Source organism: Streptococcus infantis (assembly GCF_047463655.1).
GTDB lineage: Bacteria > Bacillota > Bacilli > Lactobacillales > Streptococcaceae > Streptococcus > Streptococcus infantis_Z.
The window spans coordinates 90,522-105,561 of record NZ_JASHDM010000005.1; the positions used below are offsets into that span (position 1 = coordinate 90,522).

At 38.7% G+C, this 15,040-nt stretch carries 9 protein-coding genes and 1 pseudogene; 8 read left to right on the forward strand and 2 right to left on the reverse strand.

Annotated features, from left to right (window positions below; genetic code table 11):
- Positions 1-30: 30 nt before the first annotated feature.
- Positions 31-2,745 carry an MBL fold metallo-hydrolase gene (locus tag QM877_RS05770; RefSeq protein WP_414317825.1) on the forward strand — a complete coding sequence of 905 codons (2,715 nt, stop codon included), beginning with the start codon at positions 31-33 and terminating at the stop codon, positions 2,743-2,745.
- Positions 2,746-2,830: 85 nt separating this feature from the next.
- Here the strand turns inward: QM877_RS05770 and QM877_RS05775 are convergent.
- Positions 2,831-3,678 (reverse strand): annotated as a pseudogene (locus tag QM877_RS05775) (IS630 family transposase).
- 250 nt (positions 3,679-3,928) lie between these two features.
- Here QM877_RS05775 and prfB point away from each other — a divergent pair.
- From prfB to QM877_RS05795, 4 genes are all read left to right on the forward strand, one after another.
- Positions 3,929-5,024 (forward strand): peptide chain release factor 2 gene (gene prfB / locus QM877_RS05780; RefSeq protein WP_148131633.1). Its coding sequence is split into 2 segments (ribosomal slippage): positions 3,929-4,000 and positions 4,002-5,024, totalling 1,095 coding nucleotides; the frame shifts between segments, so codons are not numbered across the junction.
- A 15-nt stretch (positions 5,025-5,039) separates the two neighbouring features.
- Positions 5,040-5,732, forward strand: coding sequence for a cell division ATP-binding protein FtsE (gene ftsE / locus QM877_RS05785; protein WP_049548597.1), 693 nt, complete (start codon positions 5,040-5,042; stop codon positions 5,730-5,732).
- Complete coding sequence (gene ftsX / locus QM877_RS05790) at positions 5,725-6,651, forward strand: permease-like cell division protein FtsX (RefSeq protein WP_075232086.1); 927 nt, start codon at positions 5,725-5,727, stop codon at positions 6,649-6,651. Before ftsE ends, ftsX begins: the two co-directional genes overlap by 8 nt.
- Positions 6,652-6,890: 239 nt before the next feature.
- Positions 6,891-8,045 carry an MFS transporter gene (locus tag QM877_RS05795; RefSeq protein WP_414317826.1) on the forward strand — a complete coding sequence of 385 codons (1,155 nt, stop codon included), beginning with the start codon at positions 6,891-6,893 and terminating at the stop codon, positions 8,043-8,045.
- Between the two features lie 284 nt (positions 8,046-8,329).
- Here the strand turns inward: QM877_RS05795 and QM877_RS05800 are convergent, their stop codons facing one another.
- Positions 8,330-8,950 (reverse strand): TVP38/TMEM64 family protein, encoded by a 621-nt coding sequence (locus QM877_RS05800; RefSeq protein ID WP_371560368.1) that lies wholly within the window; start codon positions 8,948-8,950, stop codon positions 8,330-8,332.
- Positions 8,951-9,105: 155 nt separating this feature from the next.
- On the opposite strand from QM877_RS05800, the gene QM877_RS05805 reads away from it, so the two are divergent.
- Genes QM877_RS05805 through QM877_RS05815 form a run of 3 tightly spaced genes read left to right on the forward strand, consistent with a single transcriptional unit; the run spans position 9,106 to position 14,988 of the window.
- Complete coding sequence (locus tag QM877_RS05805; RefSeq protein ID WP_414317827.1) at positions 9,106-12,096, forward strand: type I restriction endonuclease subunit R; 2,991 nt, start codon at positions 9,106-9,108, stop codon at positions 12,094-12,096.
- Between the two features lie 34 nt (positions 12,097-12,130).
- Positions 12,131-13,135 carry an SIR2 family protein gene (locus QM877_RS05810; protein WP_414317828.1) on the forward strand — a complete coding sequence of 335 codons (1,005 nt, stop codon included), beginning with the start codon at positions 12,131-12,133 and terminating at the stop codon, positions 13,133-13,135.
- Positions 13,132-14,988 (forward strand): ATP-binding protein, encoded by a 1,857-nt coding sequence (locus QM877_RS05815; protein WP_414317829.1) that lies wholly within the window; start codon positions 13,132-13,134, stop codon positions 14,986-14,988. The genes QM877_RS05810 and QM877_RS05815 overlap by 4 nt, the downstream gene beginning before the upstream one ends.
- The last annotated feature ends 52 nt before the right edge of the window (positions 14,989-15,040 follow it).

Sequence of the window (15,040 nt, forward strand, 5' to 3'; positions counted from 1 at the left end):
CTAGAAGAAATAGAGAAAGTTTGATGTATTATGAAATCTATTAAAAAATCAATATTATTTAGTGCCTTGTTCTTAGCGGCATCAATCATTCAAGCACCGACAGTCAATGCAGATACTATCTCAGCAGGTGCAGGGAATCGAATCCATTTTATCAATACAAAAGCTAAATCTGGAAGTGATGCTATCCTACTAGAAAGTAATGGTCATTATGCCTTGATTGATATGGGAGAAGATTATGATTTCCCGGATGGTTCGGATCCACGCTATCCAATTCGCTGGGGGATATCCATTCGAAATTATCAGGTCATGGAAGATCGTTTGATTCGCCACCTTGATCAGTTAGGTGTAAAGAAATTGGATTTTATACTAGGAACTCATGTTCATAGTGACCATATAGGTGGAGCAGATGAAATTCTTAATCGCTATCAGGTTGATAAATTTTATTTGAAAAAATATTCGGATAAACGAATTACAAGTACTTGGGGATTGTGGGATAATCTTTTCAATTACGATAATGCTCTCCGCGCTGCACAGAACAAGGGAGTTAAACTTATTCAAGACATAAAGGATGAAGATAGCCATTTTAAATTTGGGGATATGGATATTCAACTTTATAATTATAAAAATGAATATGATGCTGATGGAAACCTAAAAAGAGTTCTTGATGATAATTCCAATTCAATTGTTGCAGTAGTGACTGTAGCAGGAAAAAGAATTTATCTTGGTGGTGATTTGGATAATGCTGAGGGAGCTGAAGATAAATTAGGACCTGTTATTGGAAAAGTGGATATGATGAAATGGAATCATCACTACGATGCCAAGATTTCCAATACAATTGGATTTATAGACCATCTCTCTCCTAGTATGGTCATCCAAACAACTGGAGGAGATATTAACCTCGCTTCAACGAGAGACTATCTTCAAAAGAAAAATATCCAAGTGATTCACGCATCTAGTCAAACTCAGGATGCGACTGTGTTTGATATTAGTGATAAAGGATTTACAAACGTTTCAGGGGATTTTCCAAATATTCCTACTGTTGATGAGAAATGGTATCAAGAAGATGGCCATTGGAAATATCGTTTGAAAGATGGTCAGATGGCTATCGGTTGGAAAGAAATTTCTGGAGCAACATATTTCTTTAATGGAAAAGGTCAAATGCAGTCTGGTAGATGGGTGCATGTAAATGACGGCTGGGATCCACATAGTGACGGCGACTGGTATTATCTTAATACAGATGGTAAAATGCATATTGGTGGTTGGTTCTATCATGATAATACTTGGTACTATATTCAGTCGAATGGTGCAAGACGATACAATGAATTAGCTGAAATTGGTGGGCAAAAGTATCTGTTTGATAAAGATGGTAAAATGCTTACTGGTTTACAAGTCTTCAAAGGTAAGAAGATGCTCTTTGCAAGTAGCGGTGCTTTGCAAACAGAAGGGACAGCTTCAAGCTGGCAAAAGCTAGGTTCAAACTGGTATTATTATGATGAAGATGGTCTTCGAACAGTGGGCTTGAAGAAAATCAATGGACTAACCTACTATTTTGATAATAATGGGATCATGCAAACTGGTTGGGCCATGATTGAAGGTCATTGGAATTATTTTGCAGGTTCTGGAGCGATGAAAACAGGCTGGATTAAGGATGGTGACACTTGGTATTATCTAGATAAAGATGGTGTCATGCTAACGGGTCTTCAAGAGATTGATGACACTCGTTATTACCTCAATGCAAGTGGTGCTATGCAAACTGGTTGGGCCATGATTGAAGGTCATTGGAACTATTTTGCAAGTTCTGGAGCTATGAAAACAGGTTGGATCAAGGATAAGGATACTTGGTACTATCTAGATAAAGATGGTATCATGCTAACCGGTCTTCAAGAAATTGATGGCACTCGTTATTATCTCAATGCAAGTGGAGCAATGCAGATAGGCTGGAAATGGTTTGACAATCATTATAGTTATTTCACAAGCAGTGGAGCTATGAAAACAGGTTGGCTCAAAGATAAGGACCTTTGGTACTATCTAGATAAAGATGGTATCATGCTAACCGGTCTTCAAGAAATTGATGGCACTCGTTATTACCTTAATGCAAGTGGAGCCATGCAGACAGGCTGGAAATGGTTTGACAATCATTATAGTTATTTCACAAGTAGTGGAGCTATGAAAACAGGTTGGCTCAAAGATAAGGACCGTTGGTACTATCTCAAACCTGATGATGGTGTCATGGCAACAGGTCTTCAAGAAATTGATGGCACTCGTTATTACCTCAATGCAAGCGGCGCTATGGAGACTGGTTGGAAATTGCTAGATAACCAATATTACTACTTTACAGAAAGTGGGGCCATGAAGACAGGTTGGTTCAAAGATAAAGGGCTTTGGTACTATCTCAAACCTGATGATGGTGTCATGGCAACAGGTTTTCTAGATGTCGATGGCACTCGTTATTATCTCAATGCAAGTGGTGCTATGGAGACTGGTTGGAAACAACTGAATGGCAACTGGTATTATTTCCAAGCAGATGGTTCCTTATTGAGAAATGGGACAACACCTGATGGCTACAAGGTCAATCAAGATGGCATTTGGAGCTTGAATCCTGATAAAGTAGAAGTTCAGGGAAGTCAAGAAGAACCTAAGAAGGATTCTGATAAGCCAGTTGAGAAAGAGAAGCATTCAGCAGAAGACAATGAAAAAGATGAAGCTGCTGAAACAAAACAGACTTTGAAGGCAGATAAAGAATAATCTTAGTTGCTTTGCTAGAAAGTTGATTAGGTGCTGTGTTCAGACCTGTCAGATACTTTTCTTTTAAAATAGTATTTATATATAGTCAATTGAAACAAGAATAAGACAAAAGAGCCTCGAAAAAAGTATTACAACTTGGTAATACCTTTTTGAGGTGCTTTTTGATATGAGCCCATGTTTTCTCAATAGGATTATACTCAGGTGAGTAGGGAGGAAGTGGTAAAAGTTTATGCCCAAATTCTTCACATGAGAGCTCTAGCTTACCCATTCTATGGAATCTTGCATTATCCATAATAATAACTGATGGTGTGTTTAATGTTGGTAAGAGAAACTTCTGAAACTAAGCTTCAAAAAAGTCGCTCGTCATCGTCTCTTCGTAAGTCATTGGAGCGATTAACTCACCATTTGTTAGCCCTGCAACCAAAGAAATCCTCTGATATCTTCTTCCAGATATTTTACCTCTTATTAACTGACCTTTTAATGAGCGACCATATTCTCGATAAAAATAAGTATCGAATCCTGTTTCATCAATATAAACAGGTGCTAGATGCTTTAAACTATTAAATTTTTTAAGAAATAAAGCTACTTTTTCTGGGTCTTGTTCATAGTAGGTGTGGTTCTTTTTTTTCGAGTGTATCCCATGGCTTTGAGAGCATAGTGGATAGTAGTTGGATGACAGCCAAATTCAGAAGCTATTTCAGTCAAATAAGCGTCTGGATTGTCAGTAAGATAGTTTTTAAGTCTATCTCTATCAACCTTTCTTGGTTTTGTTCCTTTTACTTGATGGTTTAGCTCTCCTGTTTTTTCTTTTAGCTTTAACCAGCAATAAATGGTATTACGTGAGATTTGGAAAATGTGTGATGCTTCTGTTATACTACCTGTTCGCTCACAATAAGCGAGAACTTTTTTACGAAAATCTAATGAATATGCCATAAGAAGATTATACCACATTATGTACTATTTTGGGTTCAATTGACTATACATCTCAGAGAATCAATCAATGTTTTTTGGACAAGAAACTTGATCAGCTCTGAGATGTTTTTCGATTTCTCACACACTAAATGATTGAGAATAGCTCTCTCGTCTTCAAATAGAAATATTTTGATAAGAAATTTTAAAAAACACCGATTAGATAAATAAGAAAAATTATGGTATAATAAAACGATACAAAAAAGGAGTATATATGGACATTTCAGAAATTCGTCAAAAAATTGACGCCAATCGTGAAAAATTAGCTTCTTTTAGGGGGTCTCTTTGACCTCGAAGGGTTAGAAGAAGAAATTGCCATTTTGGAAAACAAAATGACAGAACCTGATTTTTGGAACGATAATATTGCGGCCCAAAAAACGTCGCAAGAATTAAATGAACTAAAAAACACCTACAATACTTTCCATAAGATGGAGGAGTTGCAGGATGAAGCTGAAATCTTACTAGACTTTTTAGCAGAGGATGAGTCTGTTAAGGATGAGTTGGTGGAGAAGTTAGCTGAGCTAGATCAGATGATGACTAGCTACGAGATGACTCTACTCTTGTCAGAGCCTTATGATCATAATAATGCTATTTTAGAGATTCACCCAGGATCTGGTGGAACAGAAGCCCAAGACTGGGGCGATATGCTTCTTCGTATGTACACTCGTTATGGGAACGCCAAAGGTTTCAAGGTTGAAGTCTTGGATTATCAAGCAGGTGATGAAGCAGGTATTAAGTCAGTGACCTTGTCTTTTGAAGGTCCAAATGCTTATGGACTTCTCAAGTCAGAGATGGGAGTTCACCGTCTGGTACGTATCTCACCATTTGACTCAGCTAAGCGTCGTCACACCTCCTTTACTTCTGTAGAAGTTATGCCAGAGTTGGATGATACTATTGAAGTTGATATTCGAGAAGATGATATCAAGATGGATACTTTCCGCTCAGGTGGAGCAGGTGGACAGAACGTCAACAAGGTTTCAACAGGTGTCCGTTTGACCCACATTCCGACAGGGATTGTCGTTGCATCAACTGTTGACCGTACTCAGTACGGAAACCGTGACCGTGCGATGAAGATGCTCCAGGCAAAACTCTATCAAATGGAGCAGGAAAAGAAAGCTGCTGAGGTAGATGCCCTTAAGGGGGATAAGAAAGAAATCACATGGGGAAGCCAGATTCGCTCCTATGTATTCACCCCTTATACCATGGTGAAAGACCACCGTACCAGTTTTGAAGTTGCGCAGGTAGATAAGGTCATGGATGGAGACTTAGATGGATTCATTGATGCCTATCTGAAATGGCGTATTAGTTAAAAGAAAGGAAGTCACATGTCGATCATTGAAATGAGAGATGTTGTCAAAAAGTATGACAACGGGACAACAGCCCTACGTGGCGTCTCTGTGAAAATTGAACCAGGAGAATTTGCCTATATCGTAGGTCCTTCGGGTGCAGGTAAGTCAACTTTTATCCGTGCCTTGTACCGTGAAGTTAAAGTTGAAAAAGGAAGTTTGCAGGTTGCAGGTTTTAATCTTGTTAAGATTAAAAAGAAAGATATTCCGCTTCTTCGTCGAAGTGTAGGAGTTGTCTTTCAGGATTACAAACTATTGCCAAAGAAAACCGTTTATGAGAACATCGCTTATGCGATGGAGGTTGTCGGTGAAAGCCGTCGTAATATCAAAAAACGTGTTATGGAAGTTTTGGATCTTGTCGGCTTGAAGCATAAGGTTCGTTCATTCCCTAATGAGTTATCAGGTGGTGAGCAACAACGTATCGCCATTGCCCGTGCTATCGTAAACAATCCTAAGGTTTTGATTGCCGACGAACCAACAGGTAACTTGGACCCAGATAACTCATGGGAAATCATGAACCTCTTGGAGCGCATCAACCTCCAAGGTACGACTGTTTTGATGGCGACCCACAACAGCCAAATCGTAAATACCTTGCGCCACCGTGTCATTGCCATCGAGAATGGTCGTGTGGTTCGTGACGAAGCGAAAGGAGAGTACGGATACGATGATTAGTAGATTTTTCCGCCACCTATTCGAAGCTTTAAAGAGTTTAAAGCGTAATGGGTGGATGACCATTGCTGCTGTCAGTTCAGTAATGATTACCTTGACCTTGGTTGCTATTTTTGCCTCAGTTATCTTTAATACTGCAAAATTGGCAACGGATATCGAAAACAACGTCCGCGTCATGGTTTATGTCCGTAAAGATATTGAAGACAATAGTGAAACCATTGTCAAAGAAGGTCAGACAGTCACTAATAATGACTACCACAAGGTTTATGATGCTCTCAAGGCTATGCCAGCTGTTAAAAGTGTAACCTTCTCAAGTAAAGAAGAGCAGTACCAAAAGCTGACTGAAACCATGGGTGACGATTGGAAGGTTTTTGAAGGAGATGCCAATCCACTTCATGATGCCTACATCGTAGATACCAATTCACCAAGTGATGTGAAACCAGTCGCTGAAGAAGCTAAGAAAATCGAAGGAGTTTCTGAGGTTCAAGACGGTGGTGCCAATACGGAGCGTCTCTTCAAGTTGGCTTCCTTCATCCGTGTTTGGGGATTGGTCATTGCAGGACTCTTGATTTTCATCGCAGTCTTCTTGATTTCAAATACCATTCGTATCACTATCATTTCACGTAGTCGTGAAATCCAAATCATGCGTTTGGTTGGTGCTAAAAATAGCTACATTCGTGGTCCATTCTTGCTAGAAGGTGCTTTCATTGGGCTATTAGGAGCAACTATTCCATCAATCATGGTTTACTTTATCTATAACCGAGTCTACCAATCAGTTAACCCATCTTTGGTTGGACAAAATCTATCTCTGATTACCCCAGATGCTTTTATTCCATTGATGATCGGTCTTTTGTTCCTCATCGGAATCTGTATCGGTTCACTTGGTTCAGGAATCTCAATGCGCCGATTCTTGAAAATCTAAGTAAGATAGTTTACTAAAATCTATAAAAGTAGGATACCATCGAGGCTTCTCCGAGTCTGATGGTCCTACTTTTTATGTTGAACTTATAAAGCAGTTGCTTGCCAATTTTTGGGAAACAGTGTATGATAGGAAAGGACCTTTTTGCTAAAAGAGTTATAGGGACTAGATGAAAGAAATCTTTTATTTCTACAGTAATATCTAGCTCTTTTGACTTAACATAAATAATGAATGAGGATAAAATGAAACAATTTTTGGAAAAAGTGAGTATACTTTCTCTATCGTTAGTATTGATCACATCATTTTCAATATCAAGTGCCCTACCATCCATGTTTGACTATTATCAGGGCTATTCGACTGGTCAGGTTGAACTTCTAGTCAGTCTCCCATCCTTTGGGATTATGGCTATGCTCCTTTTAAATGGAGTTTTAGAACGGATTTTTCCTGAACGACTTCAGTTGACCTTGGGACTCTTGATCTTGTCAATCAGTGGAACAGCTCCCTTCTGGTATCAGGATTACTACTTTGTCTTTGCTACTCGTCTTCTTTTTGGGATTGGTGTGGGGATGCTAAACGCCAAGGCTATCTCTATCATCAGTGAACGGTACCATGGCAAGACTCGTATCCAGATGCTTGGTTTTCGTGGTTCAGCTGAGGTAGTGGGAGCCTCTATCTTGACCTTGACAGTCGGTCAGCTTTTGGCCTTTGGCTGGACCGCAACCTTCCTAGCCTACGCTGCAGGTCTAGTGGTTCTTGTACTCTTCCTTCTCTTTGTCCCTTATAACAAAGAAGAAGTTCATGAGTCTAAGCAAAAGACAGAAGAAGCAGCGAAACTAACTCGCTCCATGAAACAGTTGATTTTCTTTCTAGCTGTCGGTGCTGCAGTCATTGTATGTACCAATACGGCCATTACCTTCCGTATTCCTAGTCTCATGATTGAGGCAGGCTTTGGAGATGCTCAATTGTCTAGTCTGGTACTCAGTGCCATGCAGTTGATTGGGATTCTGGCGGGAATTAGCTTTTCTTTCCTCATCTCTGCCTTTAAGGAAAAATTGTTATTGATTGCGGGTGTAACCTTTGGTATTGGGCAAATCATCATCGCTCTTTCACCTTCTCTTTGGGTTGTCGTTGCAGGTTCTGTCTTAGGAGGATTTGCCTATAGCATTGCCCTTACGACTGTCTTTCAGTTAATTTCTGAGAGAATCCCAGCAAAGCTCCTCAACAAAGCAACTTCTTATGCTGTTTTGGGATGTAGTTTTGGTGCCTCCTTAACACCATTTGTTCTTTCAGGAATTGGCTTAGTAACAACGAATGGTCGAATGACCTTTATCATTCTAGGAGCATGGATGATTGCGACATCAGTCCTTGTTTCTCTCCTATTGAAAAAAGAAGGTTAAAAAAAGAGGTTGGGCAAAAAGTTATTAAAATCAGAAAAACGCATACTATCAGGTGTTGAAAAACCTTGATACTATGCGTTTTATTTTTTTCATTTTCTGATAATACTCTTCGAAATCAAATTCAAACTGCGTCAACGTCGCCTTGCCGTATATGTGTTACTGACTTCGTCAGTTCTATCCACAACCTCAAAACGGTGTTTTGAGCAACCTGCGGCTAGTTTCCTAGTTTGCTCTTTGATTTTCATTGAGTATAAAATTGAGTTTTTGATCAACTTTTTTAATGATCAGGCGAACATTTGCCAAAAGTAATCAATGATGTAGGTCAAGCCGTATGTGTAAACGACCAGGGTAAAGGGCTTGGTCAGAACGATGATAGTCATGTAACGCTTGAAGCTCATCTTGGTTAGAGCTGCCAGCATACAGAGAAAGTCCGCTGGACTAACCGGCCAAATCATCATAAAGATAAAGAATCGATCAAAGCGATTACCCTTGTCTAGCCAACCGATGTACTTATCATAGGTACGCTTGCTGACGACAGACTGAACAAAGGGGGCTCCGTAGAGACGCACCAGGTAAAAGATAATGGCGCAACCAATAACAATACCGAAATAGTTGTAGATCGTCCCCACGATATGACCGTAGATAAAGACACCTGCCACAGAGGTTAGAGCACCAGGAATGATGGGAACGACCGTCTGCAATATCTGTAAAAAGATAAAAAGTGGTGGTCCCCAGATACCGGCCTGTTGGATAAAGGCAGATAGGGTTTCCTTAGAATGCAGAACACCAGCCTGATAGGCCCAGATACAGAAAATCAAAGTACCAACTCCACCGATGATGGAAGAAATATTGATTGCTTGCTGTAGAAGGGGAGAAACAGCTTTCATTTGTTTATCGTGTGACATGTAAACTCCTCTTGAGTAGTATGATTCTACTATACCATATTTTAAGGAGAAAGACTATTTGTATTACGAAAGTGAAGTTAGTGAAATCAGAAGTTTTTCTGATAGGACTATGATATAATAATAGGGAGAGTGTTGTCCCTGAAGGAGAAATATAGATGCAGGTAAAACCAGAACAGGAAATAGAAAAACAACTGATAAACCAGCTAGTAACTGGTGAAAGCCAATGGACTTATCGAGAAGACCTAAAAACAGAAGAACAACTATGGGACAATTTCTTTGAGAAACTAGCCCAAAACAACGTTGCTCTGCTAGCAGACCATCCCTTGACTGAGCAGGAAAAACGCCAGATTCAGAACCAACTCAACTTTGTCAGCTACTATGATGCTGCTAAGTGGTTAGTCGGAGAAAATGGCATTGCTAAGGTCGAGGTTCAAAGAGAAAATGCCAGCCTAGGCACCATCCGTTTGTCAGTCATTTGGAGAGACAATATCGCAGCGGGAAAGTCTAGCTACGAAGTTGTCAATCAAGTCCAGAGAGAAAAAGTAAATCCTCTGGACCAAGACCGTAGATTGGATGTTACTCTTCTCATCAATGGCTTGCCTATGATTCAAATCGAGCTCAAGAGTTCCCAAGCAGCCTTTATCGATGCCTTTCATCAGATTAAAAAATATGACCGTGAAGGGAAATTCCGTGGTATCTACTCTAGCTTGCAGATGTTTGTTGTGACTAACAAGGTTGATACTCGCTATATCGCTGCAGCTCGTGAAAATAAACTCAACAAGCAATTTCTAACCAAGTGGGTGGATAAGGACAATCATCCTGTGACAAACTTGACTAGCTTTGCCCATGAAGTTCTTTCTATCCCTCGTGCCCATCAGATGGTCATGCAGTATTCTGTCATTGATGATAGCAAGAAATCTCTCATCCTCTTGCGTCCCTATCAGATCCATGCTATCGAAGCGGTGCAGGAAGCATCTCGCCAGCAAGCATCTGGCTATGTTTGGCATACGACAGGTTCAGGAAAGACCTTGACCTCTTATAAGGTAGCTCGCAATCTCCTTCAAATTCCATCGATCCAAAAGACGATTTTTGTCGTTGACCGCAGGGACTTGGACCAACAAACCACATCGTCCTTCCTCTCTTATGCGACCAATGACGTCATCGATATCGATGAGACGGACAATACCCATGATTTGGTCAAGCGCTTAGGAAGTAATGATAAGCGTGTCGTGGTGACCACTATCCAGAAAATCACCACCATGATGCGCAAGTTTGACCAAGGTCTTTACCAACGAGATGCGGGCAAAATCAAGGGGCTCCGAGTAGCCTTTGTCGTGGATGAATGCCACCGTGCCGTGACACCACAAACACAAAAAGACATTAAAGCCTTTTTCCCTCAGTCCCTCTGGTATGGATTTACGGGTACACCCATCTTTAAGGAAAATAAACGCCAGCAAGTCGGCGACCTAGCCCAAACCACCCAGCAACAGTATGGAGACCGTCTCCATGAGTATACGGTCAAGGAAGCTATTCATGACGGAGCTGTTTTAGGCTTTAAGGTAGACTATCGCAATACCCTCATCACAGACCAGGCTGAAAATGAAATACCAGATACTGTCTATGAAAATGAGGAGCACATGCTGGAAGTCTTGGACGCCATTATCAATAAATCCCGCCAACAACTGGGTTTACAAAAAGGAGTCGGCAATACCTACAATGCCATCCTCACTGTAAAGTCTATCCCTCAAGCCCAAGCCTACTATGACCTTCTCAAAAAAGTCAAAGCGGGACAAACACGAGTCAAGGTATCTGAGAGAGTCAAGATGGTCCTTCCAGACTTTCCAAAGGCGACCATCACCTACTCCGTTACGGAGAATGAAGAAGACTCAAGAGCCAACCAAGATCACATGAAGCAGGTCTTAGAGGACTATAACCAAGAGTTTGATACTCACTTTACCATGGCGGATCTTCGTGGCTTCAATACCGATGTCAATAACCGCCTAGCCCGAAAACAGGATAAGTATCTCTATCGCAATGAACAGTTGGACTTGGTCATCGTGGTCAATCGTCTCCTAACGGGATTTGATGCCCCTTGTCTATCGACTCTTTTTATCGACAGAAAGCACATGAAACCGCAGGATCTGATTCAGGCCTTTAGCCGAACCAATCGTATCTTTGATTCTAGTAAGAACTATGGCCATATCATCACCTTCCAAAAGCCTCTAGCCTTTAAGGAAGCAGTCGATAATGCCCTCAAGCTTTACTCAAATGGTGGTGAAAATGATGTCCTAGCGCCTAGCTGGGAAGAGGAAAAGAGAAACTTTTTGAGAAGTTGTAGCGACTTCCAAAATCTCATCACAGATGACCCTGTAGAAGGACTCCAACTCGAACAAATCTCTACTCCACAGTTGAGAAAAATCGCCAAAGCTTATCAAGGATTTGATAAGTACCTGGCCTCTATCCGCGTGTATAAAGAGTATGATGAGGACGAAATTTACGCTCAAACGGGACTCAGTTCAGAAGAGTTGGAAGTTTATCTTGGCTTTTATCAGAATATCCTAGCAGAGTTGAAAAGCCGAATCGAAGATGATAACGACGATGGCGAACCACTTGATATCCACTATGAACTAGAGTCCATCCAAGTAGATGAGATTAACTACGCCTATATCCTGACCTTGATCCAAAGCCTGATTGAGCAAGAGCAGAGTCCGGAAAAGAGTCTCAGTGCGCAAGATAGAGAAGCAGTGGATACCTATATCCAAAGTCTGGAAAAGACTAATCCAAATCTGGCACAGATCATCTCAGAGCTTTGGCAAGAAGTACAGGCAAATCCTGACCGCTACAGAGGTCAATCCATCGCCAATATCCTTGATCAGATGATTGAGGCAGTCATCCAGCAGCAGATCCAAGACTTTAGTAAGACCTGGTATGTCGGTGAAGATGAACTCCGCTACTATGTCAATCACTACCGCAAGGGCGCTAAAAAGCAACTAGGAGAAAGCCAACTGACCAAGAGCCAGCGCTACAAGGACTATAAAGTTGAGGTAACAGATGCCCTCAACCCACTCCTCTATAAAAAACACATCAAAGAAGCCTATACCCAACTGATCGAAGAGGTGATTGAGCCATTGAGGGTTGGGAGATAGAGGAAAGTATTTTATTCTTATTCGAGGAACAAATATGGTTGAAAAATTTGATATAAAACAGTTGCGTTATTTTGCAATGACTAAGAGGCTTAATTTTCTAATTGGATCAGGGACTTCAGTTCCAGCAATACCTTTAATGTCTTTTTTCAAAAGTAAAGATATTTCAGATGAGGAGGCTAATAATTTACTATCTGATAAAGTTAAAGCAGTTTCTATGAAAGTTCTTGAAGATACTAGCAACGCTAGTGATGAAGAAAATATTAAAGCAGTTTTAAAAAGATATTCTGAATTTATTAAAGTTATACTTCAATTACTTTACCATGCAAATTCTAGACAAGTAACAAAAAATATTAATATTTTTACTACTAACTACGATCTCTTCATTGAGAAGTCGCTGGATGAATTGATGAAATATGAATCATTTGTTTTCAATGATGGAGGTAATGGATATTTTAATAGGATTTTAGATAGTGCTAACTATAATAAGTCTGTCGCATATAGGGGATTAAATGATAACTACCTTAATGAACTTCCTACATTATCTTTGATTAAACCACATGGTTCTATGAACTGGGAACGAGATCAAGAGGACAATATTTTAATAAGGCAAAGTGTAGTTGAAAATCCTGTAGTAGTTAAACCAACTGGCTTAGAGGGTCAAGAAACGTTTCTAAACAATCATTTTCATGACATGCTAAGAGTGTTTCAACTTGAGTTAGATAAACCACAATCTATTCTTATTGTAATTGGATTCTCATTTCAAGATAAACATATTGCTAAAATGTTGAACAGATCTTTGAAAAATCCTGAATTAAATATCTTTATATTTTGTTATTCTGAATCTGATAAACAAACAATCTTAACAAATTTGAACCTCAGTGATTGTCCAAGAAATCTGAATATCATTACACCTAATGAATTAGATGTAAAGTATAAATCAAAGCATCAAATAAAAAATGGAAGTGACTGGTTTAGTTTCGATATTAGCAATCTAACTGAGTTGCTTAGGGATGTATCTTTTGAGGAACAGTTAGAATGAAAATTAATATCAAAAAATTGGGTGTAATCGTAGGTGTTGATGGCGATATTTCTCAAGTTGGAATGTATCATTTATCTAATGATGCAGAATATTTATGGTATGGTGATGTGTTACAAGGAGCAAAAATCGGAGCCTATCTGACAATTTTACAGAATAATGTAAAAATTATTGCTTCTGTTGTTACTGAAAAAGTTGCTGATCAACAAAATACAATTCGAAGTACAGAGTTTGATAATCGTTTTTCAAAAAATTCGATAAATCGAATTGTTCATTTAAAAACTAAAGGTGTTATTGAAAATGGTGAATTCCAAGTAACAAGTCAATATGTACCTATGATTGGAAATGAAGTATGTATTACTTCAAAAAAGGACTTAGAATTAATATATGGGATTAATAAATCTGAGCCAACTATTTCTATTGGAAAGTCAATCTTAGAGGGTCAAGTTGTTCCTTTATCGATTAATAAAATTTTTGCTTCTCATATTGGTGTGTTTGGGAATACTGGTAGTGGTAAATCTAATACATTGCATAAATTATTTTTAGAATTATTTCGGTCAGACTATCGAGAAAAAATTTTAGAGCTGTCAAAATTCTATGTTATTGATTTTAATGGTGAATACACAAAAGATGATAGCTTTGGTGTAACCAATATCCACAAGAAAGTATTTAATGTCAAAACTAGGAGTAAAACATTAAAAAAAATCCCGATTACTGAGGAATATCTTTTTGACCCAGATATTCTTTCAATTTTATTTGGTGCTTCTTCAGCAACTCAAGTTCCATTTCTGAGGAAAGCAATGAAAGAGTGGAGTGAAAAAGAACACACAGGAGAGGTTATTGCAAAATTTGTGATTGGAACATTGAAAAAAATTCTTACAACTGGGGATGCAGCATTGTCCGATTCAAAAGATAATTGGATTAAAGTTGCAAAGTCATACATAGCAAAAGATAACTGGATGATATTTAATCAAGTTTCCTCGTTAGCGTACTTTGCATCATCAAAAGCATATTATACTCGGGGAGAAGAACGTGTTTATTTAAATGATAAGTCTGATATAACTGAACAGGTAGAAAAAAAGTTACAGATAGATGAAATTAGGCAAAATCTTGCAGAGAGTTTCGATTCTTTGGACTTGATAGATAGATTAAAATTTTTTTTAGATTTTCAAAAAGTTCACTATAGTACTTGGAAGTCAACAAACATTGAACATATTAATCCTTTGTTTCACAGGATTGATACAGCCTTAAACAGTTTGAAAAAAGTTGTTGAAGTTAAAGAAAGTATAGAACATGATTTTTCTAGTCTAAATATTATTAACCTCGTACATGCTAATCAAGAGATTACTAGACTGATTCCTATGCTTATATCTAAGATGATCTATGATCAACAGAAAACGAAGATAGCTGGAAACGATGTTATATGCACTAGTCATTTAATTATTGATGAAGCCCATAATATTTTGAACGCCCAAAATCATTCTTTAGGAGATACTTGGCAGGACTACAGATTAAATATTTTTGAAGAAATCATTAAAGAAGGACGAAAATTTGGTTTCTACTTAACTTTATCTAGTCAACGACCAGCAGATATTTCACCCACTATTCTTTCGCAAGTACATAATTATTTCATCCATAGATTGGTTAATGATAATGATTTACGAATGTTGGTAAATACTATGCCTACGTTAGATAAAACTTCATTTAATAAAATTCCTAGTTTAGGTAAAGGAGAGGTTATAATTACGGGTAATGCAATTCAAGTTCCAGTATTTGTGAAAGTAGATAAAGAAGAAGTAATTAGACCTAATAGTGATGATGTAGTATTAACTAGATTATGGTCGAAAAGTGAGTAAACTAATTTCAAAGGTAATAATTATTACGGAAAAATTACTTGGTGAGTAATCA

Coding starts and splice junctions, on each gene's coding strand:
- QM877_RS05770 (WP_414317825.1), top strand. CDS start 31: ATGAAATCTATTAAAAAATCAATATTATTTAGTGCCTTGTTCTTAGCG.
- ftsE (WP_049548597.1), top strand. CDS start 5,040: ATGTCGATCATTGAAATGAGAGATGTTGTCAAAAAGTATGACAACGGG.
- ftsX (WP_075232086.1), top strand. CDS start 5,725: ATGATTAGTAGATTTTTCCGCCACCTATTCGAAGCTTTAAAGAGTTTA.
- QM877_RS05795 (WP_414317826.1), top strand. CDS start 6,891: ATGAAACAATTTTTGGAAAAAGTGAGTATACTTTCTCTATCGTTAGTA.
- QM877_RS05800 (WP_371560368.1), bottom strand. CDS start 8,950: ATGTCACACGATAAACAAATGAAAGCTGTTTCTCCCCTTCTACAGCAA.
- QM877_RS05805 (WP_414317827.1), top strand. CDS start 9,106: ATGCAGGTAAAACCAGAACAGGAAATAGAAAAACAACTGATAAACCAG.
- QM877_RS05810 (WP_414317828.1), top strand. CDS start 12,131: ATGGTTGAAAAATTTGATATAAAACAGTTGCGTTATTTTGCAATGACT.
- QM877_RS05815 (WP_414317829.1), top strand. CDS start 13,132: ATGAAAATTAATATCAAAAAATTGGGTGTAATCGTAGGTGTTGATGGC.